The organism is Caulobacter sp. Root343 (assembly GCF_001425745.1).
Taxonomy (GTDB): domain Bacteria; phylum Pseudomonadota; class Alphaproteobacteria; order Caulobacterales; family Caulobacteraceae; genus Caulobacter.
In genome coordinates this window covers 759,434-782,885 of record NZ_LMDF01000006.1, presented here as the reverse complement: position 1 = coordinate 782,885, position 23,452 = coordinate 759,434, and the positions used below count along the sequence as shown (strand labels likewise).

Below are 23,452 nucleotides of genomic sequence, written 5' to 3'. Positions count from 1 at the left end.
GACTTGGCGGGCATTTGCGCACGCGCCATCAAGACGCGCAACGATAAATCCATGTTTGATTGGATATGTTGGTCGAAAACTCAACACCTTCGACCTCATCGGCCTGATCGGTCTGGACAAAAGCGCTGGATAGTTTGCAAGAGTTTGCACGACCGGATTTCCGCCACCGCGCTTGCAAACCCGCTCGAACGGCGCCTTATGGGCGACTGAAAAAGTTTGCAGAAATCTTTGCATTAGGGACGGACGTCAGGTGACCAAGGGGGCGACGCGACTGGAGGACCTGGCCAAGCTGGCGGGGGTTTCGATCTCGACCGCCTCGCGGGCCCTCAACGACAGCCCGGCCGTCAACAAGCGCACCAAACAGCTGATCTGGAAGCTGGCGCGCGAGATGGACTACCCGTTCCGCCGCTACATGCCCGCCGGCCCGATCGGGGCCGAGGCGACGATCGCCATCGTCACCCCCCGTCCGCAAGGCCGCGGCAGCAGCATGTCGGACCCGTTCTTCCTGGAGCTGCTGGCCGGGGTCGGCGAGGCCGCTCGGGAACGCGGCTGCGACGTGATCCTCAGCCACATCGCCCCGACCAATTTCGAGGACCTGTCGGCGGCCATGACCACCAGCCGGGCCGAGGGCGTGATCTTCCTGGGCCAGAGCTCGCTGCACGCGGCCTTCAACCGCCTGGCCGAGACCGAGAACCGCTTCGTGGTCTGGGGCGCCCAGCTGCCGGACCAGAACTATTGCTCGGTCGGCTCGGACAACGTGATGGGCGGCCGCCGCGCCACCCTGCACCTGCAGCGCCTGGGCCGCCGGCGTATCGTGTTCCTGGGCGACACCGAGGCGCCTGAGGCGATGCAGCGCCATCGCGGCTACCTCGACGCGCTCGAGCACGCCAAGCTGGGCGTCGATCCCGAGCTGATCGTGCCGGCCCACTTCGAGGTCGAGTCGGCCGAGGCCGCCGTCGACTCGCTGATCCACCACGACGTGAAGTTCGACGGCGTCGTCGCGGCCTCGGACCTGATCGCGCTGGGGGCCATGCGGGCCTTGAAGCACGCGGGCCTGTCGGTGCCGGGCGACGTCTCGGTGATGGGCTTCGACAACGTGCCGTTCAGCCGCTACGCCAGCCCGGCGCTCAGCACCATCGCCCAGGACACCAACAAGGCCGGCCGGCTGATGGTGTCCAAGCTGCTCGACAGCGGCGAACGCGCCAGCCGGTCCGAGCGCGTCCCGACGGACCTGATCATCCGCGAGAGTTGCGGGGGCTGAGACGGCCTTGCGCCGACCGCGACCCTAGCGCGAGGGCCACTGGACCAACGCCCGTCGCAACGCCTAACCTCGGAACGAACGAGGACGCGAACGCCTGATGCGCGACGGTAAACCGCGGACAGCGGCCAGCAAGGTCCCCGCCGTCACTCTGGGCTTCTGGGTCATCAAGGTGCTGGCCACGACGCTGGGCGAGACCGGCGGCGATACGCTGAGCATGACGTTGAACCTGGGCTATCTGGTCAGTTCCGCGATCTTCCTAGCGATCCTCCTGGCGTTCGCGGGCGGGCAAGTCCGGGCGCGGCGCTTTCATCCGTTCCTCTACTGGGCGACGATCGTAGCCTCGACCACCGCCGGCACGACCATGGCCGACTTCGCCACGCGCTCGCTCGGGATCGGCTATGCGGGCGGGTCTCTGATGCTGTTGGCGAGCGTACTCGCCTCGCTCGCGGGCTGGCGGCTGGCGCTAGGCAGGATCGATGCGGACGACATCCATTCGCGCAAGGCCGAGCTATTCTACTGGTTGACCATCACCTTTTCCCAAACCCTCGGCACGGCGCTGGGCGACTGGACCGCCGACACAGCCAACCTCGGCTATGTCGGGGCGGCCATCATCTTCGCGGGCCTGCTGGCCCTGGTCGCGGTGCTGCATCTCTGGACTAAGGCCAGCAAGGTCTTGCTGTTCTGGGCGGCCTTCATACTGACCCGCCCGCTGGGCGCCGCGGTCGGCGACTTCCTCGACAAACCTCTAGACCATGGCGGCCTGGCGCTGAGCCGTCCGGTCGCCTCGGCTGTTCTGGCGGGCGCCATGATCGCGCTGATCCTCATCCTGCCCCAGCGCAGCGGTCGCCATCCGACAGCCCGGACGAGCTAAGTCAGGCCCGCCGCGCCACCAGCCCGGCGCACGGCGGCATCTCGCCGTCGGCGGCGAGGTTCACGCCGTCGACCATCGCCCAGCCGTCCGGCAGGGACCACGTCACCGTCTCGTGCCCCAGGTTGAAGGCCAGCAGCAGCGCCTCCGTCCCCTCGCCGCGCTGGAAGATCAGCAGCGGGCTGTTGGTGTCGATGAAGCTGATCGCGCCGGTGCGCAGCGCCGGATAGGTGCGGCGCAGACCGATCAGCCGCCGCGCGACATGCAGGGTCGAGGACGGATCCGCCTCCTGGGCGTCCACCGCCAGCGGCAGGTGCTCGGGATCGACCGGCAGCCACGGCTCGACGGCCGAGAACCCGGCGTTCAGCACGCCCGACATCCACGGCATCGGCGTGCGGGCTCCGTCGCGGCCCAGGGTCTGGGGCCAGTTGGCGATGGCCTCGGGATCCTGCAGACGTTCGAACGGGACATTGGCCTGAGGCAGGCCCAGTTCCTCGCCCTGGTAGACGAAGACATTGCCGCGCAGCCCCATCAGCAGCAGCAGGCACATCTCGGCGAAGGCCTTGCGGTCGCGCCCCTCGGCCCAGCGCGACACCGCGCGCGGAGCGTCATGGTTCGAGAAGGTCCAGGAGGGCCAGCCCTCCCCGTCCTCGCCCGGCCACATGGCCGCGCCCCGGGGGATCATGTCGCCGGTCAGCTTGTCGGCGTAGAGATAGAGGAAGCCATAGGCGCTGTTCAGCCGGTCGTCGCCCGCCGTGAACAGCTTCATCTCGCGGTCGGCATGATCGCCGCCGACCTCGGCCACCGAGAACCGGCCGCCGTTCGCATCGGTCAGCGCCCGCAGCCGGCTGAGGAACTTCGGAATGTCGGCGTGGCTCTGGTTGTGGATCTTGTCCTGGAAGTCGAACGGCCGCGTGCGCTTGCCGCCCGGCGGCAGCGGCGGATTGTCGGTGAACTTCGGGTCGTGCATCGAGAAGTTGATGGCGTCGAACCGAAAGCCGTCCACGCCCTTGTCGATCCAGAACTGGGTGACCGCCAGCAGGGCTTCCTGCACCGCCGGATTATGCAGGTTCAGCTGCGGCTGCGAGGCCAGGAAGTTGTGCATGTAGTACTGGCCGCGGCGGGCGTCCCAGGTCCAGGCCGGGCCGCCGAACACCGACTGCCAGTTGCTGGGCGGACTGCCGTCGGGCTTGGCGTCGGCCCAGACGAACCAGTCGGCCTTGGCGTTGGTCCGGTCCTGGCGGCTCTCGGCGAACCACGGGTGCTCGTCCGAGGTGTGCGAGAAGACGAGATCGATGATGATCTTGAGGTCCAGGGCGTGGGCCTTGGCGATCAGGGCGTCGAAGTCGGCCAGGGTTCCGAAGATCGGATCGACGTCGCGATAGTCCGAGACGTCGTAGCCGAAGTCCTTCATCGGCGAGGTGAAGAACGGCGACAGCCACACGCCGTCGACGCCCAGCGAGGCGATGTGATCGAGATGGGCCGTGACCCCCGGCAGGTCGCCGACGCCGTCGCCGTTCGAGTCGGCGAAGCTGCGCGGATAGACCTGGTAGATCACGGCGCCGCGCCACCATTCGGCGTTCATCGACATCTCCGCACCGGGGCGAACAAGAACTTCAACGGTCACTATCGTCCCTCGGAAACGCAAATCATGTAGTCGAGCGGCGCCAGCTCGACGGTATAGCTGCCGGGCGCGCTGGCCGTCGCGGCGCAGGCGCCGCGCAGGGCTCGCCACGCGACGGAACCGGCCTGGACCGGAACCTGGGCCTTGATCGGCTTGTCGCTCGTATTGAAGACGGCCAACACCTCGGTCTGGTTCAGAAGACGCGAGAAGGCCAGCAGGCCCGGCTTGTCGCCGGCGTAGCGGACCACCTGCCGGCCGTCGCGCAGGGCGGGCGTCGCGCGGCGGATCTTCGCCAGCGCGGCGATGCGGCCATAGAGCACGCTGTCGGTCCTGAACGCCGACACCGGTCCCTTGGCGCTGGAACCGACCAGGCGGTTGTCGTTGTAGCTGGCGACCTGGCTCGCGAACATGTCCTCGCGGCTGTCGGCATAGTCGCCGTCGCCGGTGAAGCCCTGCTCGTCGCCGTAATAGATCGTCGGCGCGCCGCGCGCGGTCAGCATCAGGGCGTTGGCCAGGGTGACGCGGGCCAGCAGTTCGTCATCGCCGATCCCCGGCTTGGCCTTCAGCACGAACCAGCCGAACCGGCCCATGTCGTGATTGCTCAGGAAGGTCGGCAGCTGGCGCGCGGTCGCCTCGCCTCCCTCATAGACCGCATCGCCGGCGAAGACGGTGGCCAGCCGATCGGTCCCGGTCCGACCGATGGCCACGTCGGTGGCCGCCGACTGGAAGGCGAAGTCCAGCACCGCCGGCAGCTTGTCGACACGGGTGTGGCGCGCCAGGGCGGCGACGTCGGGGTCGAACACCTCGCCGAAGATGTGGAAGTTCGGGACGCCCTTGGCCTTGGCGCGCGCCAGCATGGCCGGGACGAAGGCCTGCCAGAACTCGGGGTTCACATGGCGGGCGGTGTCGATCCGGAAGCCGTCGATCCCGAACTGGTCGATCCAGGCGCCGTAGACCTCGATGAAGCCCGCCACCACGCGCGGGTTCTCGGTGAACACGTCGTCCAGCGTGGCGAAGTCACCCAGCAGCGAACTCTCGCCAGCGAACGTGCTGTCGCCGCGGTTATGGTAGTAGATCGGATCGTTCAGCCAGTCCGGCTTCTTGACGTGCTCCTGCCCGGCCGGGACGTATGGCGTATAGGCCCAGTCGGGCCGCTTGAGCTTGCCGAAGTCCTTGCTGTCGAAGCCGTCGTTGATCGGCGCGCCGGCGAGCCCGCCCTGGCGGACATAGGGATAGTCGGCGACGCCGCGATAGGCGCAGCGGCTGTCCGGGCATTCCTTGTACTGGATGACGTCGGCCGTGTGGTTCACGACGATGTCCATATAGACCTTCATGCCCCGGGCGTGGGCCGCGTCGACCAGGGCCTTGAAGTCGGCCTTGGTCCCGAGATGCGGATCAACGTCGGTGAAGTCGGTGATCCAGTAGCCGTGGTGCGCCGCCGACTCGTGACCCGGCGGGCCCTGCACGGCCCGGTTGGTGAAGATCGGGGCCAGCCACACGGCCGTCGCGCCCAGGCCCTGGATGTAGTCCAGCCGCCGGGTCACACCCTTGAGGTCGCCACCGTGATAGAAGCCGGCCCGCGTCGGGTCGAAGCCGTCGACCAGCGGTCCGCCCTTCAGGCCGCCGTGGTCATTGGCCGGGTCGCCGTTCTCGAAGCGGTCGGGCAGGACGAAGTAGATCACCTCGTCCTGGGGCTTGCGTTGCAGGTAGGGAACCGAAGCGGCGTGAGCGGCCGTCGCCAGCGCGCTAGCGGCCGTCATGGCCAGCAGCGTCCGTCGCCAGGGCGTCAAGGCCGACATCGCTCCCCTCCCGTTCACGGCGACCTCGAAATCGGATCGCCCTTGCATTTCTTTGCAAGAATTTGCAGAACCGATCACTTCCTGTCAATCCACCGTCTTGAGGCGATTTGCAGCCATTTCGGCGCACAAACTCACCAGGCAAGTGGCGCATAGAAGCCACACGCGACGCGATTCCGATGTGGCGGCGGAACTAGACGACCTCCGTTTGCGATTTTTTGGGTTGATTACAGCTCGTTAATTTGCAGTAGTTTGCACCAACGGCCCGCCGCACGACACCAAACGCGCAGAGCCGGACAGGGAGGGACTTCATGAGCACTCAATTTTCGCGCCGCCGCGCTTGGCTGATGGCCGGCGGGGCCACGGGCCTGGCGCTGACCTTCGCCGTGACGGGCTCGGCCCAGGCGCAGACCGCCACCCCGGCCGCGCAGGACGACTCGAAGGTCGAGGAGATCGTCGTCACCGGCATCCGCCGCGGCATCGAAGGCGCCATCACGCTGAAGAAGAGCTCGACCTCGATCGTCGAAGCCGTCTCGGCGGAAGACATCGGCAAGCTGCCCGACGTGTCGATCGCCGAGTCGATCGCGCGTCTTCCTGGGTTGACTGCACAGCGCCTCGACGGCCGCGGGCAGGTCATCTCGATCCGGGGCCTGGCGCCCGACTTCACCACCGCCTTGCTGAACGGACGCGAGCAGGTCTCGACCGGGGACAACCGCGGCGTCGAATTCGACCAGTATCCGTCGGAACTGCTGAGCGCCGTCGTGGTCTACAAGACCCCGGACGCCGGCCTGATCGGCCAGGGCCTGGCCGGCACCGCCGACATGCGCACCGTCCGCCCGCTGGCCTTCGGCAAGCGGGCCTTCGCGGTCGGCGCCCGCTACGAGTGGAACGACATCGGCGCGCTGAACGCCGGCACCAAGGCGCACGGCAACCGCCTGTCGATCTCGTACATCGACCAGTTCATGGACGGTAAGCTGGGCCTGGCGCTCGGCTACGCCCACATGGAGTCGCCATATCAAGCCGAGCGCTGGAACGCCTGGGGCTATCCCACCGACGCCGCCGGCAATCTGGTGATCGGCGGCGCCAAGCCGTACGTCCAGTCCAGCATGCTGAAGCGCGACGGCGTGATCGGCGTCCTGGAGTTCGCGCCCACCGACACCTTCACCTCGTCGCTGGACGTCTTCTATTCGGAGTTCAAAAACCACCAGATCCAGCGCGGCATCGAGCTGCCGCTGGTCTGGGGCGGCGTGCCGCTGACCAACGCCCAGGCTTCGGGCGGCTTCGTCAACAGCGGGACCTTCAACGGCGTCAAGGGCGTGGTCCGCAACGACGGCAACGACCGCGACGCGACCATCAAGTCGGTCGGCTGGAACAACAAGCTGCAAGTCGGCGACGCCTGGACCCTGGTCAGCGACCTGTCCTATTCGAAAGTCGAGCGCACCGACCAGATCCTCGAGACCTACGCCGGCACCGGCCGCTCGGGCACGGGCGCCACCGACAACATGACGTTCGCGATGAACGACGACGGCGTGGCGATCTTCAAGTCGACCCTGAACTACGCCGACCCGAACGTGATCAAGCTGACCAGCTCGCAAGGCTGGGGCAGCGACATCATCGCCGGCGGCCAGGACGGCTATCTGAACCAGCCGACCATCGAGGACGAGCTGAAGGCGGTCCGCCTGTCGGCCACCCGCGCCCTGGACGACGGCCTGTCCAGCTTCGAGATCGGCTTCAACTACAGCGAACGCTCCAAGGGCCTGGTCAATGACGAGTGGTTCCTGCGCGTGAAGGGCTCGCCGGCCAGCGTGACGATCCCCTCGTCGGCCATCGTCGGCACGACCTCGCTGGGCTTCATCGGCATCCCCGGCATGGTCAGCTACGACCCGTTCGCCCTGATCAAGGGCGGTACGTACGATCTGGTCCGCAACCCGAACTCGGACGTGCTGGTCAAGAGCTGGGACGTCGAGGAGAAGGTCGCGATCGGCTATGTGAAGGCCAATATCGACGCTGCCCTCGGCAGCGTGCCGGTCACCGGCAATTTCGGCTTCCAGATCGTCCACACCGACCAGGGCTCGACCGCCCTGGGCGCCAGCGGCACCGGCGCCGGCGTGACCCGCGCCAACCTGTCGGGCGGCAAGAAGTACGTCGACTTCCTGCCCAGCGTGAACCTGCGGTTCGCCCTGCCCAACGAGCAGAGCCTGCGCTTCGCCATCGCCCGCACCCTGGCCCGTCCACGGATGGACCAGATGCGCGCCAGCAAGACCTTCAGCTTCGACCCGGCCAAAGCCAACAACACCAACATCAACTTCTCGCCGTGGAGCGGCACGGGCGGCAATCCCGAGCTCGAGCCCTGGCGCGCCGACGCCTATGACGTGTCGTACGAGAAGTATTTCGGTCGCCAGGCCTACATCTCGCTGGCCGCCTTCTACAAGGACCTGAAGACCTACGTTTACGACCAGAGCGTCGTGTTCGACTTCACCGGCTTCCCGACCGGCGGCAACCCGGAACCGGCCACCCGCCAGGGCTTGGTGACGACGCCGCAGAACGGCAAGGGCGGCGCGGTCAAGGGCGTCGAGTTCGCCGCCTCGATGCCGGGCGCGCTGCTGACCCCGATGCTGGACGGCTTCGGCGCCACCTTCAGCGCCTCGTACACCGACAGCTCGATCCAGCCGAACCCGAGCGACAAGACCGCGCCGATCCCGGGCCTGTCGAAGAAGGTGGCCAACCTGACGGTCTATTACGAGAAGAACGGCTTCTCGTTCCGGGTCAGCGACCGCTACCGCTCCAAGTTCCTGGGCGAGGTCTCCGGCTTCGGCAACGGCCGCAACTACCGGATGGTCAAGGGCGAGTCCGTGGTCGACAGCCAGGTCGGCTACACCTTCGACGACGGCCCGATGAACGGCCTGTCGCTGCTGGCCCAGGTCAACAACCTGACCAACGAGCCCTTCGTCACCTACCAGAACAACGACCCGCGCCAGGTCATCGACTACCAGAACTACGGCCGCACCTTCCTGGTCGGGCTGAACTACAAGTTCTAGTCCCTTAAACCTTCCCCTAAGCCTGCAAGCCCCCTGTCGGTCCCGCCGACAGGGGTTCTTTTTGCGCGCCAGCCTCCGGCAAGCCTGATCTTTCAAGCTCTCTTTAGAATTGAGCGCGATAGTGCCCGCCGATCTGGGGGAGCGCATCGATGTCGACGAAATCCATGGGCCTGGCCGCGTTGCTGGCCGGGGCCAGCCTGCTGGGCGCCTGCGCCACTCGCGATGACGTCGCCGCCCTGCGCCAGCCGGCGATGCCGCCGCTGGCCGTGGCCAAGGCCGCGCCCGCCCGCGCCTACTACCGCAACGTCGCCGTCCAGGCCGTCGAGGGCGCGCCCGAGTTCCGCTGGTTCGACGGCGGCGCGGTGATCACCACCCGCCCTACCCGCGTCCAGGTCGTCGAGAGCCTGAACGACCATCTGCGCCACGCCGAGATGCTGGCTCCCAGCCGCCTCGACGCCGAGTACATGCTGTACACGAGCTTCGAAGAGCTGCGCGGCCCCAACGTCTGGCTGGGCAGCGACAAGCTGGCCTCGGCCCGCGTCACCTTCCGCCTGGTGCGCTGGCGCACGGGCGAGGTGGTGCGCGAAAAGACCATCGAGGCCTCCTACGAAGCGCGCTGGACCGGCGTCACGCCCGAGATCGCCCGCGCCGCCATCGCCGGCCCGCTGGGCGCTTCGAAGGACCGGGTGATCGCCCTGCCCGGCGGTGCCATCGGCGGCGTGGCCCTGGGCTACTACGTCAACCAGAAGCTGATCGTCTCGATCGCCGACGCGCCCTATGCCAGCCTGGTCGGCGCGGTCCAGGCCGGCCTGATCGGCGGCCCGTATCGCACCGGAGCCGGCGCCGACGCGGCCTTCGCCACGGCCCTGGCCGTCGGGACCGCCGCCGGCCGCTTCCAGGACCTGGAGGCCATGCTGGCCGGCGGGGCGATCAGCGCGGCCGGCGCGGCCGCCGGTCCGGTCCCGGTCTCGCGCGACGTCTCGACCAGCGACGAGATCACCACCACCTTCAACGGCCGCACCCGGCGCCTGGCGGCCACGCGCGGCCTGATGGACCTGGCCTTCGACATCTTCATGAACGACCTCAGCCGCGACGGCGCGGTGGTCTACAAGACCGCCGTCTCATGCCGCGCGCTCAACGGCGACGCCGGCCGGGGTCCCTATCTGGCCGAGACCGCCAACGCCTACGCCGTCGACTGCCCCGGCGCGGCCTACAACGACGCCAAGACGGCCAAGGCCTATCCGTCCCAGTTCTAGGGCTTCGGAACGCCGGACGTCTCGGCGGCCGGCGGACAGGCGCGGGTCACCCTCAGCGAGCCGCCGCCCGGCTGGCTCTTGTCCACGGTGAGGTTGACCGTCCGCTCGCAGCCCTCGTTGAGGATCCTGACCGCCTGGGCCAGGGTGAGCGGATCGGCGGCCAGGCCAGCGCAGGCCGACAGGCAGACGGTCAAAAGCAGGCCCGCCATCGGGCCGATGACGTGTTTCATTTCAAAGCTCCTTGATTGAGGAAGACCACACGCTCGGCCTCGCGGCGGGCGACTAGGCCCGGCAGTTCGCGGCCGCCGGCGTAGCGCCACAGCCGGAAGGCGTCGGCCGCGCCCGCGACGTCGCCGGCGATCAGTCGCCGGCGCACGCTGCTGTCGGCGAAGTCCGGCCCGCCGCCGACCTCGCCGACGCCGACATTGTAGGCCAGGCTGACCATCGCCCCGAGCTGGGCCTCGCTCAGCGGCGTCTCGGGAAACAGGGCGACGACCTTGTCGCAAACCGCTTGGGCGTCGGCCTTCAGCAGCGCGTCGGCGTCGGGTCGGACCATCCCCGCCGGCCAACGCGCGCGCCACAGGCGATAGGCGGCCTCGCGGTCCTTAATCGGCTTGCCGCCGGCGAACAGGGCATGGCCCCAGCCGACCGTGTAGATCCCGACCGGATCGGCCTGGGGCTCCAGCACGGCGGTCTTGCGATCGCCGTCGTGCAGCCCCTCGAACCGCCGGATCAAGGCCAGCGCGCAGGCGGGAACGTCCCGCGCCGGGGGCGTGGGCATGGGCAGGCTCCTTCTTGTCGGAAATTCAGGCGGTCAGCCGACCGCGCGGGGGTGACGACCGGCTTGTCGCCGGCCGCCACCTCGAAGTGCTAGGCGGCCGATTCCTCGGCCAGGCCATGGGCGGCCAGGATCCGGCGATAGGCCGCGACCCTGGCCTCCAGCTGGCGCTTCTCGCCCTCCAGCAGGGCGATGCGGGCGTCCTTGTCGAGGATCATGCGGCTGTGCTCGCGACGCAGGTCGCCCAGCTCGGCCTCGACCTGTTCGAGGCGGTGCGCCAGGCGGTCGGCCTCCTCGCGCAGGGTGTGGATCACCCCCGAGGCGGCGTCCTGCGCCATCTGCATCAGGTCCGCCTCGGCCTTGCGGGCGATCGCCCGCCGGCCGAGGAGGTCCTTGACCACCGCATAGATCCCCGGCGCGGCCACCATCACATATGGCCACGATTTGGCGATGGCTGTGGGGATGTCCACGGGGGTTACTCCTTACTGTTGCTGGGCCTCTTTTTGAGAAACGGGCTCTTCCGGTTCGATCTCGGCGATCAAACGGTCATCCCGCACATGCCAGCGCCCGATCGCCCAGACGACGGCGCCGCCTTCGGGGAACTTGGGCGGCGCTGGCGCTCGCACCCAAGTTGGCGTGCAGCCATCGACTTCATCGATCTGGTCGGACGCGCCGGTCCATTGGCCGAATTCGTCGATTTCGTAGATATCGATCATGGTCAGGACGCCTTGATATAGACGCCGAGGCCGGCGGCCGCGGGCGTGATGTTGGGAGTCGTGAACTGGGTCGTCGAGGCGTCCAGTCCCGATCGGAATCCGCCGGAGGCGACGATGATCGGCGAGGTGACATTGCTGGAGGCCCTGGCGACTCCGGTAATGGCCGCGGAGCCGACACCGGCGCCCAGCGCTGTCCAGCCGGAGGACCCCGTCGTGGAGGAGGCCAGCGCTCCGTTGGATCCGGACGCGATGAAGCGAGCGCCGTCGTATATCACCTGGTTCCAAGTGACGCCGGTGAACGGCGTCGGCGCAGCTGAGAAATTCAAACCATCGGACGAATACTGAATAATGTTTCCGGCTCCGACGGCGACGAACTTTCCAGCGCCCCACACACAATCGTACACGGTCGTGTTTGCAGTATTTACCGGATACCAATCAGACAAATTTGGAGAATAGTACCCTGAAGTCCCACCAAAGGAAATCCAACGAGGTATGGATGAACTATAGGTCAAAATTCTCATTGTATCGCCGTACTCAATCGTGGCGCCGCCAGACCAATTTATACCGTTACTAGACGTCACAACGCCGAAGCTGCCGCCAAAGTAGCCGAACATGACGAACTGAGCGCCACTCCAGGCGAGAACAAAGATCGACCCAAGCGGACTTGACCGGAGAGTCCAAGTCAGACCATCGGGTGAAGTATAGATTGCCGAATTGGTGACCGCGACGAACACCCCCGCGCCGTAGACGACAAATAGGGGCGCCGTCGAGGTCCCGAACGGGTTAGTTCGCGACGTCCACGTAACGCCGTCTGGAGACGTATAGAGGGACCAGATCGAGCCGTTCGCGGCCCAGGCCAAGAATATGCCGGCGCCATAGTAGACCTTGTCCGTCGTCGTCACCGACTGCCGCAACGCCATCGGATTGACGTAGGCCTGCATCGAGGACGCGATCGCGGGATAGGCCGTGTTGAGATAGGTCTGTCCGGTGCAAGGCAGCCAACGCGAACCTGGGTTAATCGAGCTCTGCACGATCCCGCCCATGGGGGCGCCGAAAACCGCCGCCGACTGCGCCGCGCGCTGGGGCGTCATGACTGTGACGGCGTCGGTCCCCGCCTCCGCCTGCGCCTGGGTCGCGACCGCCATGGACCGTCCCGCAGCCAAGCCGCAATTCCAGGCCGCGAACGTCCCCGAACCACCGACCGTATCGACCTCCAAGGTCGCCGCGCCGGTGCCGGAGTTGTAGGCCGTCAGGATCCCGCTCATCCAGTTCAGCGGCGAGGCGGTGCTGGCCAGAAAAAAGCCCTGCCCTGGGACCCAGGCCTTGCCGGTCTGCGTCGTGAAAGCCTTGGTCCCCGTCCCGACCGGCAGCGAAGTCGTGCTGCTGCCGTTGGTGCCGGGCGAACTCAGGGCGCTGACCGAGACAGCGCGGTCGAGGCCGGTCTGCACGCGGTCGGCCGCCGTCTGGGCGGCGCTGGCCGCCACTTCGCTGGCCAGCGCATTCGCCTCCGTCACGAACGTCGGCATCTGGCCGAGGAACGCGTCGGCGCGGGTGTTGAAGTTGGCGGGGTCGTTGGTGGAGGGCGGCGTGGGAAGCGCCGTGATTTGTGCGGGCACGGGGTCAGACCTCTTCGAGTTCGAGGGAAATCAGGGCGTCTTCCGGCTGGTCCATCGAGATCGTGAACCGCTTGTAGACGCCGACGATGAGCAGGGCCGAGAAGTAGCCGCTGTCCTGGTCGTCCAGGCCCGACCACAGCGCCGGCGTGGCGTTGAGGTCGTCGCGCAGCTGCAGGATCCGATCGACGTCGGTCTTCTTGCAACGAAGCGTCTGGACGGTGCGCGGCACCGAGCGGCGCGGCACCAGGGTGGCGGTTCCGAAGTCGTCGCGGTCGATCTTCGAGAAGTTCAGCGCGTCGCTTTCGGCCTCGTGCAGGGTGCGGCCCAGATAGACCGACGAGCCCAGCACCACCCCGCCGCAGGTGACGTTGCCGTTCGCCTTGGTCAGGGTGATGGTGACGACCGCGTTGGTGTAGGGCGGCAGGTCGAAGCGGGCGAACTCCTGCCGGTAGCGGAACGCGCCGAAGAAGTAGTCGTACCAGCCGCCGGTCGGCCGGTTCAGCAGGTTGGCCGAGGCCGTGTAGACCGTCGCGCCGGCCACCGTGACGGTGACGCTGACCGTGTCGGCGACCATGCCGACGACGCCGATCGAGTCGACGCGCTGGCCCGGCGTGATCGACACGGTCAACGGCGAGGCCGTGGTCGTGCCGGTGTTGCGCAACAGGTCGAACATGGCCCAGCGGTTGGTCGGGCCGATGTTCAGCCACCAGGCGGCGTTGGCCGCCAGGGTGGGATCCTTGCCGGCGTTACTGGCCTTCAGGCTCTCATAGACCCGGTGGGTCGCGGTGCTGATCACCCGGTCGCCGACGGCGTAGGTGGTCCCGCTGGCCCACACAGCCTCCCCCGCCGAAGGCTCGGCGCAGGAGGTGCTGGTCAGGAGAGCCGGCGTGATGGGAATGGGAGGCAGGGCGCGCATCAGGCGGCCGCCTCGGTCATCATGGCGCGTCCGCCTTCGGTGACATTGGTCAAGGTGCGCTCCATCTTGTCGTTGCTGTTGGCGATGCGGACGCTGGTCTCGCGCAGGTCGGCGAGTTCCTCGCGCAGGCGTCGCAGTTCGGTGATCAGGGACCGGTCGCCCTTCTGGTCGGCGCGCTGGACGTTGACCGCCTCGCCGGGGCTGAGGGCCAGGTTGAACAGCTTGGAGTCCGGCGGGCCGGAGCCCCCGACCTCGAAGCCGCCGCCGGTGGCGAAGTTCAGAGAACCGCCCTGCAGGACCGACAGCTTGCCGGCGTCGACCAACGCGTTGGCGGCGTTGATCCCCTGCGTGTTGACGATGTCCATGTAGCCGGGCTTGTAGGTGTTCCCGAGGGCGATATAGGCCTTGGTCGCGTCGTCCGGCTTGGTGTCGTTGGCCGCCGCGAGCATGCCGTGGGTGAGCAGCCAGGCCATGTTGGCGTTGGCGAGGGTTGGGTCACGCTGAACGGTCGGGGACGGAGAAGACGTGTTCGTCGGCGTCAGCCCGAGGTTTGAGCCGCCGACCGAACCGACGCCCGCCGCCCGCGCTTCGACTAGCGCGCCTTGCAGATTGGCGATCGCGTCCCTGACCGAGATAACGCCATCCTTAACGTCGATCAGCCCCTTTAAGGACTCCTTCAACGTCAGCAGTTGCTGGTCGGCGATCGAGACCTGGTTATCCGCCGCGTCGGCCGCGTCATCGACGGCGGAGCGGACCAGACCGACGTCGCGCAGGTAGTCGATGCTGGTCGAGGCGTAGTCGCGCGAGGCGCTGGTGAACGCCTCGCCCTCGGCCTGCAGCCGGCGCAGGGCGTCCTCGTTCCCGGTTCGCGCCAGGGACGCCGTCGCCTGGAACGCCTGCCGTGTCGTACGATAGCGCGTGGCCAGGTCCGCGCCGGCGATGGTGTCCGACAGGCTGGCGCTGAACGCCTTCAAGGAGTCGGAGAGCTCCTTGAACTTGTCCTTGGTCTTCAGGATCTCGTCTTGCTCGTCGTGATAGGCCTGGGTCAGCACGTCGCGCGCCACCGACACCTTGGCGGCGGCGTCCTCGGCGGCCCAGGTGCGCTGCATGTAGGTCCGCTGGTCGGGATCCTTGACGTCCGCCAGGGCCAGGGTCCGCCGTTTGGCCTTGGCTTGCTCCGTGAAGCCTTGGGCGTCCAGCATGTCGGCCTCGGCGTTCGACCGGTCGGTCGCCAGCTTGGCGGCCTCGGCCGCGTCCTGCAGCTTCCAGAGGTTCTCGAGCAGCGGGACCAGCGACAGATCCAGCGCCTTGACCGCCTCCCTCTCCTTGTCGCGCGACTTGGCGAGCAGTTCGGCGGGCGACTTGGTCAGTTCGTCGATCTGGTCCTGGATCGAGGTCCGCTGGTCGTCGATCGCGGCCTTGGCGGTCTCGGCGGCCGTGGCCACCTTATCGAAGGCGGGAGCCAAGGCCATCAGGGCGGCGTAGAGCTCGGCGCCGTCCTTGGTGGACACGTCCTGGCCCTGGACGAACTTCTTGAAGCCTTCGCGCGACAGGTCGGCGGGTTGGCCCATCGCCGTCAAGGTGGTCGCGACCGAGGCCCTGAGAGGCTTGAGGCGATCATCCTCGGTCAGGAAGTGTTCGCCGAAGAAGGCCGTCTGCGACGTGAAGGCGTCCAGGCCGCCGAACTTGTCGAGCAGACCCTTGCGCGCTTCCAGCGACCCCAGGCCGCCGGTCTTGAACGCCATGCCCACCGAGGCCAAGGCCGCGTCGATGGTCTTGTACTCGGTCGCCAGCCGCGTCAGCGTCTCGAACGCGCCCTCGCCGACCTTGGCCAAGTCCTTCAGGGCCGGCACGCCGGCCGAGGCCAGGTCATCCGCCACCTTGTCGAACATCGCGTTGATCGCGGCCTCGATCTCGTCGGGCTTGAGGTCCTTGAGGGACAGCTTGCCGAGATCGATCGTCGCGCCGGCGAGCGCGTCCTGCGCGGCCTGACCCGCAGCCTCGCCGAAGGTCTTGGCGGCGGTGACGACGCCTTCGCCTAGCGCCTCGATGACGCCGGTGATCTGGGCCAGCAGGTCGGGGTCGACGCCGCCATAGACGGTCGAGGTGCTGACCTTGGTCGACAGACCGATGCCGGCGAACGAAGTCTTCTTGGTCGTGAGCAGGTCGGCATACTGGCTGCCAGCCAGGCCGTCGGCGGTGATCTGGCCGAACGTTTGGGCGGTGAAGTTCAGGCCCTGATCCAGAACCTGGACGGTCTTCTTGGTCTTGGTGAGCGCGCCGACCAGGGCGCCGACAGCGCCCGCGATCCAGCCGATAGGATTGGTGGCCAGAAACGCCGTGATCCCTCCAAGCACCAAGCCGCCACCAACCGTCGCGGCAGCGAAAGCCGCGCCTGTAGCCGCCGCGCCGACTCCAACGCCAGCCAGGCCACCGATCGCCCCCCCGATGCTCGCACCGACGACGCGACCGCGCGAAGAAGTCGAGCCCAGCCCCAGACCGGACGTGCTCAGCAGCCCGCCGCTTGCGATGCTCCGCGCGATACCGGCGGCGACGACACCGATCTTGCCGTCGATCGACCGAAGCGACCCCAGCATGGCGTTCGAATAGTCGAGGTCGGTGTTCTGGTACTGTCCGGCCAACCCGAGCGACTTTTCGATCGCGCCCGAACTCTCCTTCTGCCTGGCCTGCAGATCCTGCTGCGCCTTCATCAGCGCATCGATCTTGGCTTGCGCCTTGGCGTTGGAAGCGCCCAGCAGACCGGCCACGCCCCCCAGCGCCGCGCCGACCGCCGCACCCCAGGGGCCGCCCATCTGGAAGCCGGCCGCCGCGCCCGAGCCGGCGCCCGAAAGCGCCGCCCCGGCCTTGCCGCCGATCATCGCGCCCACGCCGTTGGCGAGGCCGGCAATCGCGCCGATCTTGGACTCAAGGCTCGCGCCGCTGTCCTGCATCTTCAGCGTGAAGGTTTCGAACGCGTCGAACAGGCTTTTCGTCGCCCCCAGCCAATCGTGCTGGTCCAGCGCGCTGGCGGCATTCTTGAGCGTAGACGACATGTCGCCGTACGAGACGTCCAGCCGCTGCGCGGCCTCGACCTGGTTGGCATAGGTCTGGTTGAGGACGCCGATCCGCTTCTCGGCGTCGCGCACCTGCTCCGGAGTGGAGCCAGTCCCGTTGACGATAGCCTGCTGGGCCGCGATCTCCTGCTGGTGCTTCAGGTCCAGGATGCGCGCATCGATCGCGCGGGTGGCGCCGACCGAGCGCGCCAGGACCTTCTGGCCTTCCGCGATGTCGATCGTGCTCTGCAGGCCGGCCACGCGGATATCCAAGGCGTGCTTCTCGGCATCAATCGTCTGCTTGCGGATCGTCGCCTGTTTCTCGGCCTGCTGCACCTCTTCCTGCTGGATCTCCAGCAGGAAGGCTTCGAGCCAATCGATTTCGCCCGTCCGGATCTTCTGCGTATTGGTACGCTGCAGCGTGAAGGTCTCGAACTCCTGGCGGCGCTTGAGGGCCTCCAGTTCGATCCTATTGCGCTCCTCTGCCGTACCCACGGTGTCGGCAGTGAACTTGTCCATCTGGTCGAGGTAGCCGTTCTGGCTCTGACGGCGCGCGACCTCGGCCTGCAGCAGCTGAGCGCTGCGCTCCTGCTCGATCGCCGCGTCCTTGGCATTGGCGATGGACTTATACTTTTCCCCGATGAACTCGCCGTCGGCCTTGTTGATTTCGCCGTTCTTCATCTGGGCGATCAGGCGGTCTTGCTGGGACTTGAACTCGACCGCGACCTGCTCGTGCCGGAGCCTGGCGATCTCCTGGACGTCCTTGGTTGCTCCCAACTGCGCGGACAGCTCAGCCGACTTTGCCGCTTGAATGGCGTCGCCGCCGCGATATTCGGCATGGGAAGCGGAAGCGACGCGCGTGGAGGCTCCCCGGGCGGCCGCGCTCGAACCGTCCCCCTTCTGCAGGTCCACGATCTTTCCGTTCAGCGTTTGAATATCCCGCTGGGCCTGCGCCTTGGTCAGGCCGGCATCCTTCAGCGCGCCGACGCCCCTTGCCACCGCGTTCGACAGGGCCGCCCTATGGTCAGTCAGCTCCTTGATCTGCCGCTCTTTCGGATCGGCGATCTCGTGAGCCGCACGCGCTGCGGCGCCGATCGTGCTATCAACGGCGCCGTCCTGAGCTTTTTGGCGCGCTGCCTTGCGCTTCTCGGCGGCCGGATTGTAGCCGAAACCGGCATAGGTTTCCTCGACCGCAGCCGGGTCCGGCTCGGTAAACACGACCTTGGCCATCTTCTGCAGGTAGTTGCCGATCGATGTCGCGGCGCGATCGTAGGCGCCGCTGAGTGTCGTCACCTTCCCCGAGGTCGCCACCGTGCGGTTCTCGACCTCCCTGAGAATGAGCGCATCAGCCTGGGCCAGTTCACCGCGCCGAGCCATGCTTTGGATGCTGTCCCGGGTCGCGTAGTCGAACCCGCCAGTCGCTCTGGCCAGGGCGTCAAGGTTGGCGATCGGATTGGTCAAGGCCGCGCCCAGCAGTTGGGACGCCTGAGCGCCATCGACGCCAATCGCCTTCGCAAGGGCCTTGGTGTCCGCTACAGCTTGGCCCAAGACACCAGAATTGCTGACGCCCATCCTCACATAGGCCTGGGTCCAGCTCTCGGCGTCGGCGATCGAGGCATGCGCGGCGTCCGCCGCCGTTTCGGCCAAGGCCTGGAGCTGCCCGCCGGTCATGCCGACGTCCCGTCCCACGCCTTGCGCCAACTGATTGAACGCCGCCGTCTGCTTTTGAGCCTCGGCCGCGGCCGAGGCCACGGCGCTCAGGGCGATGGCGACCCCCGCGACCGGCGCGCTGACGCCGGCGATCGGACTGGCCGCCTCGACAATCCCTCCGAGCAACTCCTTCAACGGTGCGCCGTTGGAAATCGCCTTTGCGAATACCTCCGCGACGGCTGGGCCCTGCGCTGCAAAGGCCTTGAGCGGATTCTCGCCGGCCGAGATCGAAGAGATGAAGCCCTTCGTCGCATCCTTCAGCTTGCCCATCTGCTCGGCGGACACGCGAGCGGTCTGGGTCGTCGACGCCGTTTGCGCATCCAACTTCTTCTGCGCGCCCGCGAGCTCGCTGGCGGCCCCGGCGGCCTTCTTGCACTCCGAGATCAGGTCGTTCAGATCGCACACAGCGGCTCTCCCAAAAGGTTCGGGCCGCGCCCCCGCTTGGAGGCGCAGCCCGTGAGGTGGTCAGCCGCCCTTGGCGGGGGCCGTCATCGTCAGAAGGTGTTCGGCGTCGAGGGCCAGCAGGGCCCGGCGTTCCCAGGGCTCCAGCCGGACGCCCTCGTCGCGCTCCCAGGCCTGGACCTCCAGGCGCGAGAGACGGGACGGGCCAAACCCGCCGCTCTGGCGGGTCTGGCAGAGGTCGGCGTACCAGGCCCACAGGTGGGCCACGTGCGGCGACAGCGGCGGCGGGTTGGCGAGCCGCCAGGTCGCCTCGGCGTCGCCCTGGCGGGCGAGGCTCTCGAGGTGGGTCCGCAGCGGCTCGCCGTCGTCCTGCCGGCCCGCGAGCTCGAACTGCTCGCGGGCGTAGGCGATCAGGCCGCGGACTTGCCCAGCATAAAATTTCCGAGGTTGTTCGACGCGGCGGTGACCTGCTCGGCGATCTCGGAATTGCGGCTGACCAGGCGGTAGGCGTTCTCGGCCGACCATTCCTGCTTGATACCGCGCCAGCCGACCAGGCGGACGGCGGTCAGGCGGTGGCCGAAGGCGATGTCGTCCTCGATCGGGGTGAAGTCGGCCTTTTCGGGATTGGCGCGGCCTTGCATCGCCGCGGCGATCGCCTGCTTCTTGCGGCGGTCGTTGACGAGGCGGTTGACCTCGCCCTGCACCTTCTCGGACTGGCCGCCCAGCACCAGCAGGAAGACGCCGGAGCCCGAGCCGTCGGCGCGGACATATTCGATCTCGAACGGGGTGTCGCCGGCGGCGACGGCGTCGAGGTCGTTCAGGTCGAACAGGGTGGTCTCGGTCGGGGACTTCATCATGGTCGTGTCCTTGAAAAGGACGGCCGGGCGCGACCCGGCCGTTGAGTTGAGGGGGAGTGGGACGGGAGAAAGGACGCCGGCGGTTAGGCGGCGCTGTCCTGGATGGCGATGATGGTCTGGTCGCTGGCCAGGGCCGGGCCGCCGGCGCCGTTGATCTGGGCCGTGAACGGATAGGTCCGGATCACCGCCTTCTCGCCGTCGTCGGGGGTGTCGCCGGTCAGCTTGATCATCGGCAGGTTGATGACCACGAAGTCGGCGTTGAACGTGGCGTCCTCGGTCACCGCCAGCACCAGCGAGGTGGTCGAGCGGCTGTCGAAGATGGTCTGCAGGGTCACGCTGTCGAACTTGGCGGTGAACGAACCCGACACGGCGATGCGGCCGCGCTGGATGTCGTCGACCACGTTCGAGCCGACCACGGCGTCGCTGTGGGCGGCGTTGCCGTTGATGGTCACCTGGGCGCCGGTGACGTTGGCGACCGGTGCGCCGTTGACCAGGACCACGCCGTTCACCGCCGTCAGGATGTCGGTGACGGTCTCGGCGGTCGGGCCGGTCAGCACCTGGGCGGCGCCCAGAACGCGGGTGCGGCCTACGGTGTCCAGCGAGATCGTGGCGTTGCCGGTGGCCGGCAGGTTCAGCGCGGCCTGGCCCACCTGCTGGTCGGCATAAGCTTCCGAGCGGCCCAGGTCCGGGTACCACTCCTCGAAGGTGTAGTAGTCGTTGGTGTGGGCCGTCAGCGGGACCAGCGACTTCTTGCCGGTGACCGCGATCGTGGCGCCGGTGACCGGGCCTTCGGGGACCATGGTCGAGCCGTTGATCACCCGGACCGTGGCCACCAGCGGGGCCAGGGTCACGATCAGCAGGTTCTTCTGGACGTTGGCGGGATTGAACGCGCCGGCCGTCAGGCGCACCACGTCGCCGACCTTGAAGCCGTCGGTCAGGTACGAGCCGGCGGCGCGGGTCAGGGTGTAGTTCTGGCCCGAGCCGGCCACCGTGATCGAGGCGCCGGCCGCCGAGACGCCGGCCGTCATGTCCTTGCGCAGCAGCGAGCCCAGCAGGGTGGCGTAGGTGCCCGGCGACAGCAGGCCGTCGATCTTACCGGCCGGCTTGACCACGCCCAGGCCGACGCCCGTCGACTGCTGGTGGCTGACGATCTCGTTGCTCTCGAAGGTGTCCGGCGGAGCCTGGAACACCGAGCTGGTGCGGCGGACGACCTGGCCGCCGGCGCCGGCGGCGGGCGCGCCGAGGCCGGTCTGCTTCTTGTAGACGGTCTTCTTGTTGATGCCCTGGGCGACGGCCATGGGGATCTTCTCCTGGGAAGTTGTCGGGATGGGTGGAGGGTCTGGACGGAAGGCCGTCCCTTCGGGCGGGGACCGCCGTCAGCTGGTGATCGTGGCCAGGAACGGGACCTGGACGGGCACGACGTAGCGGTCGCCCTCCAGGGTCGCGGCCAGGATCAGCGGGGTGCGCGCGACCAGGGTGGTCAGGCCATCGGCCGTGAACGCGGCCCCGCGATAGAAGGTGGAGCGCAGCAGCTCGATGCGCCCGGCGGCGTCGGCCGGACCGGCGCCTTGCGGGTAGCAGAGCGTCACCCCGAACAGGCCGCCCTGCTGGAAGCTGCGGCCGTACTCGATGTTGACCGGCTCGGCGAAGGTCATGGACACCCGCTGGTACGGTGTCCCTGCCGTCGGCGTGTACGCCATGTTTTCCCAGGCTGTGGCCAGGGCCGGGCTCATCGCGGTCAGCGCCGTCTCCAGCGCCGCGCGGATCTTCAGCACGCTCATCGGCTGGCCGCCCGGCTCGGGGCGCGCGGACGGGTCGCGGGAGCCGCGAGGCTCCCGGCGTCGGGAAGAAGGGTCATGTCGGGGTCCCCGGTGATGGGAAGACGAGACGAGAAGCCCGCCGCCCGAGGACGGGCGGGCTCGCGAACGAGGACCCACGCCTCAAGTCGAGCGTGGGATCCGAAAGAGATTGGAGGAAAGAATTTCAGTCTTTGGAGGTTGAAAGCCCCGCCTGGGGCGTATCTCCGACTGTGACTGGATTAGACCATTTCCCTTCCCGATCGTCAATCTGTTTGTTCGCTATTTGTTCTTGTTTTTGCGATCGCGCGCAATCTGCTTGGCCAGCGCCAGAACGAGGTCCAGGGCCTCCACCAAGACTTCACGGTTGCGCGTGAAGGCGCGGCCGGCGCCCCAGGCCGACAGGCTGGTCCCCTCGCCGACCACGGCGCGCAACAGGCGCAGGGCCATGGGCTTGTCGGCCAGCGACATGGCCACGGCGCGGTCGGCGCGGACCACGAAGTCCAGCATCCGCGCGCGCCGCAGCCGGGCCGCGACGAAGCGGTCGTTGTCGTGGCCGCCGCCGCTTCCGGGCTCCAGACTGGCGACGCGCAGGTCGCGGCCCCTCGCCTCGAAGCCGGCGCGGTACAGCAGGCCGACGGCGTAGTGGGCGTCGGTGATGTGGCCGCCCTGGCGCAGGCTGTGCAGGCCGTCGCGACTGGAGACGCGGAGCGGCCCGCCGCCGGTCTCTCCGGGCGTCTCGACGGTCTCGCCACGCGCGCGGGCCAGGGCCAGGGTCTCGACGAGGCCAGCGGCGACGTTGGACTCCTCGGTCCGCGCCAGCTGGGCGCCGGCGATGCGCAGCACGGCCTCGCGGGCCGCCTGGCGGGCGGCGGGACTGATGGCCAGGGCCGCGGCGCGGTCGGCGCGGGCCAGGTCTCTGAGCTCGGCCGAGGTCAGCCCCTCGGGGCGGAGGACTTGGACGGAAATGACGGTTCCCCTTTCGATATGTTCAGCGCCCGAAGCGGACGCCGCGTCGGTTCTGCGCCAGCGCGTGGCGGCGGGCCTCGCCGGCGCAGACCTGGGCGACGAAGTCGTGGCCTTCGCTCTCGGCCAGCATTCGGCCGGCGGCGCGGATGATCGCGCACAGCATCGGCTTGCGCGGGCCGCAGGCGCGGACCGCCTGGTCGATGGCGCCCTCGGCGACCTCGTCCTGGAGCCCGCCCATCGCCCTTAAGCCTCCAGCGCGGCTCGGCCGGCCGGCGTCAGCCGAACCCGGCAGGGCCGGCCGCCCAGGCGCTCGACCAGGCCTAGGAGTCGCGCGGCCTGGGCCCGGTCGCTGCCGGCCGACAGGCTGACGGCCATCTCGTCGGCCAGGTCGGCCAGGGTCAGCGGGCCGTCGACCAGGGCCTCCAGCACGGCCAGGACCTTGGCGGGCGCGACGGGCTCGGCCGGCGCGGCCCCACACAGACGGGTGCGAATGGCCTCGGACAGCGCGTAGCGGTCGGGGCGCGGATCGCCCATCAGCCGGGCGGTCAGCACCGCGCGCGGCGGCCGGCGATCGGCCTCGGTCCGGCGGGCGACATAGCCGGGCGCGGAAGCCTGGACGGAGACATGAATGGGCGCATGACCGGCCGGACCGGTCGCGTGGATCGGAATCATTGGAGCTTCCTGCGGCTGGAGCCGATGAAGGGAATTTCGCGGAAACCGCCCGGCTCGCGTCGCCAGGGCGGATTTCTCGGAATATCCAATTTGTACCAAATACAAATTTGCATAGCAAGCAAAA

The 23,452-nt window shown here is 68.0% G+C and carries 20 protein-coding genes; 4 read left to right on the top strand and 16 right to left on the bottom strand.

Annotated features, from left to right (window positions below):
- Positions 1–172: 172 nt before the first annotated feature.
- Positions 173–1,261 (top strand): LacI family DNA-binding transcriptional regulator, encoded by a 1,089-nt coding sequence (locus ASC70_RS11110; RefSeq protein WP_082539596.1) that lies wholly within the window; start codon positions 173–175, stop codon positions 1,259–1,261.
- A 97-nt stretch (positions 1,262–1,358) separates the two neighbouring features.
- The gene (locus tag ASC70_RS11105; RefSeq protein ID WP_056050023.1) at positions 1,359–2,132 is read left to right on the top strand and encodes a hypothetical protein; all 774 of its coding nucleotides are present in this window, start codon (positions 1,359–1,361) and stop codon (positions 2,130–2,132) included.
- Position 2,133: 1 nt separating this feature from the next.
- Here the strand turns inward: ASC70_RS11105 and ASC70_RS11100 are convergent, their stop codons facing one another.
- Entirely contained in the window at positions 2,134–3,777 is a 1,644-nt protein-coding gene (locus ASC70_RS11100; RefSeq protein WP_162247208.1) for an alpha-amylase family glycosyl hydrolase, read from the bottom strand.
- Positions 3,756–5,552, bottom strand: coding sequence for an alpha-amylase family glycosyl hydrolase (locus tag ASC70_RS11095; RefSeq protein WP_056050018.1), 1,797 nt, complete (start codon positions 5,550–5,552; stop codon positions 3,756–3,758). Before ASC70_RS11095 ends, ASC70_RS11100 begins: the two co-directional genes overlap by 22 nt.
- Positions 5,553–5,860: 308 nt before the next feature.
- On the opposite strand from ASC70_RS11095, the gene ASC70_RS11090 reads away from it, so the two are divergent.
- Both ASC70_RS11090 and ASC70_RS11085 read left to right on the top strand, forming a co-directional pair.
- Positions 5,861–8,587 (top strand): TonB-dependent receptor, encoded by a 2,727-nt coding sequence (locus ASC70_RS11090; protein WP_056050016.1) that lies wholly within the window; start codon positions 5,861–5,863, stop codon positions 8,585–8,587.
- Positions 8,588–8,736: 149 nt separating this feature from the next.
- Positions 8,737–9,843, top strand: coding sequence for a hypothetical protein (locus ASC70_RS11085; RefSeq protein ID WP_156396182.1), 1,107 nt, complete (start codon positions 8,737–8,739; stop codon positions 9,841–9,843).
- On the opposite strand, the gene ASC70_RS11080 is transcribed toward ASC70_RS11085, so the two are convergent.
- The 14 genes from ASC70_RS11080 to ASC70_RS11015 form a co-directional block, all read right to left on the bottom strand.
- Positions 9,840–10,073: a hypothetical protein gene (locus ASC70_RS11080; protein WP_056050011.1), complete on the bottom strand. Its 234-nt coding sequence runs from the start codon at positions 10,071–10,073 to the stop codon at positions 9,840–9,842. The genes ASC70_RS11085 and ASC70_RS11080 overlap by 4 nt on opposite strands.
- A complete protein-coding gene (locus ASC70_RS11075) occupies positions 10,070–10,624 on the bottom strand; it encodes a lysozyme (protein WP_056050010.1) in 555 nt (184 codons plus the stop codon). Before ASC70_RS11075 ends, ASC70_RS11080 begins: the two co-directional genes overlap by 4 nt.
- A gap of 89 nt (positions 10,625–10,713) precedes the next feature.
- Positions 10,714–11,091 (bottom strand): hypothetical protein, encoded by a 378-nt coding sequence (locus tag ASC70_RS11070; RefSeq protein WP_056050008.1) that lies wholly within the window; start codon positions 11,089–11,091, stop codon positions 10,714–10,716.
- 12 nt (positions 11,092–11,103) lie between these two features.
- Positions 11,104–11,337: a hypothetical protein gene (locus tag ASC70_RS11065; RefSeq protein WP_056050006.1), complete on the bottom strand. Its 234-nt coding sequence runs from the start codon at positions 11,335–11,337 to the stop codon at positions 11,104–11,106.
- Positions 11,338–11,339: 2 nt separating this feature from the next.
- The gene (locus tag ASC70_RS11060) at positions 11,340–12,953 is read right to left on the bottom strand and encodes a hypothetical protein (RefSeq protein ID WP_056050002.1); all 1,614 of its coding nucleotides are present in this window, start codon (positions 12,951–12,953) and stop codon (positions 11,340–11,342) included.
- Positions 12,954–12,957: 4 nt separating this feature from the next.
- Positions 12,958–13,869, bottom strand: coding sequence for a hypothetical protein (locus tag ASC70_RS11055; RefSeq protein WP_056049999.1), 912 nt, complete (start codon positions 13,867–13,869; stop codon positions 12,958–12,960).
- The gene (locus ASC70_RS11050; RefSeq protein ID WP_056049997.1) at positions 13,869–19,037 is read right to left on the bottom strand and encodes a phage tail length tape measure family protein; all 5,169 of its coding nucleotides are present in this window, start codon (positions 19,035–19,037) and stop codon (positions 13,869–13,871) included. Before ASC70_RS11050 ends, ASC70_RS11055 begins: the two co-directional genes overlap by 1 nt.
- 60 nt (positions 19,038–19,097) lie before the next feature.
- Entirely contained in the window at positions 19,098–19,559 is a 462-nt protein-coding gene (locus ASC70_RS24945; RefSeq protein WP_156396181.1) for a hypothetical protein, read from the bottom strand.
- Entirely contained in the window at positions 19,445–19,891 is a 447-nt protein-coding gene (locus ASC70_RS11040; protein WP_047409023.1) for a hypothetical protein, read from the bottom strand. Before ASC70_RS11040 ends, ASC70_RS24945 begins: the two co-directional genes overlap by 115 nt.
- A gap of 83 nt (positions 19,892–19,974) precedes the next feature.
- A complete protein-coding gene (locus ASC70_RS11035; RefSeq protein WP_056049992.1) occupies positions 19,975–21,189 on the bottom strand; it encodes a phage tail tube protein in 1,215 nt (404 codons plus the stop codon).
- Positions 21,190–21,267: 78 nt separating this feature from the next.
- Positions 21,268–21,672: a phage tail terminator-like protein gene (locus ASC70_RS11030; RefSeq protein WP_056049989.1), complete on the bottom strand. Its 405-nt coding sequence runs from the start codon at positions 21,670–21,672 to the stop codon at positions 21,268–21,270.
- A 297-nt stretch (positions 21,673–21,969) separates the two neighbouring features.
- Positions 21,970–22,533: a hypothetical protein gene (locus ASC70_RS11025; RefSeq protein ID WP_056049986.1), complete on the bottom strand. Its 564-nt coding sequence runs from the start codon at positions 22,531–22,533 to the stop codon at positions 21,970–21,972.
- 145 nt (positions 22,534–22,678) lie between these two features.
- On the bottom strand, positions 22,679–22,894 hold the full coding sequence (locus tag ASC70_RS11020; protein ID WP_047409027.1) for a hypothetical protein: 216 nt from the start codon (positions 22,892–22,894) through the stop codon (positions 22,679–22,681).
- Between the two features lie 5 nt (positions 22,895–22,899).
- Entirely contained in the window at positions 22,900–23,328 is a 429-nt protein-coding gene (locus tag ASC70_RS11015) for a hypothetical protein (RefSeq protein ID WP_056049984.1), read from the bottom strand.
- Positions 23,329–23,452: the final 124 nt, after the last annotated feature.

Bases quoted from the DNA above. Each gene is read 5' to 3' on its own strand.
- ASC70_RS11105 (WP_056050023.1), top strand. From the start codon at position 1,359: ATGCGCGACGGTAAACCGCGGACAGCGGCCAGCAAGGTCCCCGCCGTC.
- ASC70_RS11095 (WP_056050018.1), bottom strand. From the start codon at position 5,552: ATGTCGGCCTTGACGCCCTGGCGACGGACGCTGCTGGCCATGACGGCC.
- ASC70_RS11090 (WP_056050016.1), top strand. From the start codon at position 5,861: ATGAGCACTCAATTTTCGCGCCGCCGCGCTTGGCTGATGGCCGGCGGG.
- ASC70_RS11085 (WP_156396182.1), top strand. From the start codon at position 8,737: ATGTCGACGAAATCCATGGGCCTGGCCGCGTTGCTGGCCGGGGCCAGC.
- ASC70_RS11080 (WP_056050011.1), bottom strand. From the start codon at position 10,073: ATGAAACACGTCATCGGCCCGATGGCGGGCCTGCTTTTGACCGTCTGC.
- ASC70_RS11075 (WP_056050010.1), bottom strand. From the start codon at position 10,624: ATGCCCACGCCCCCGGCGCGGGACGTTCCCGCCTGCGCGCTGGCCTTG.
- ASC70_RS11065 (WP_056050006.1), bottom strand. From the start codon at position 11,337: ATGATCGATATCTACGAAATCGACGAATTCGGCCAATGGACCGGCGCG.
- ASC70_RS11055 (WP_056049999.1), bottom strand. From the start codon at position 13,869: ATGCGCGCCCTGCCTCCCATTCCCATCACGCCGGCTCTCCTGACCAGC.
- ASC70_RS24945 (WP_156396181.1), bottom strand. From the start codon at position 19,559: ATGGTCGGCCGAGAACGCCTACCGCCTGGTCAGCCGCAATTCCGAGAT.
- ASC70_RS11040 (WP_047409023.1), bottom strand. From the start codon at position 19,891: ATGATGAAGTCCCCGACCGAGACCACCCTGTTCGACCTGAACGACCTC.
- ASC70_RS11035 (WP_056049992.1), bottom strand. From the start codon at position 21,189: ATGGCCGTCGCCCAGGGCATCAACAAGAAGACCGTCTACAAGAAGCAG.
- ASC70_RS11030 (WP_056049989.1), bottom strand. From the start codon at position 21,672: ATGAGCGTGCTGAAGATCCGCGCGGCGCTGGAGACGGCGCTGACCGCG.
- ASC70_RS11020 (WP_047409027.1), bottom strand. From the start codon at position 22,894: ATGGGCGGGCTCCAGGACGAGGTCGCCGAGGGCGCCATCGACCAGGCG.
- ASC70_RS11015 (WP_056049984.1), bottom strand. From the start codon at position 23,328: ATGATTCCGATCCACGCGACCGGTCCGGCCGGTCATGCGCCCATTCAT.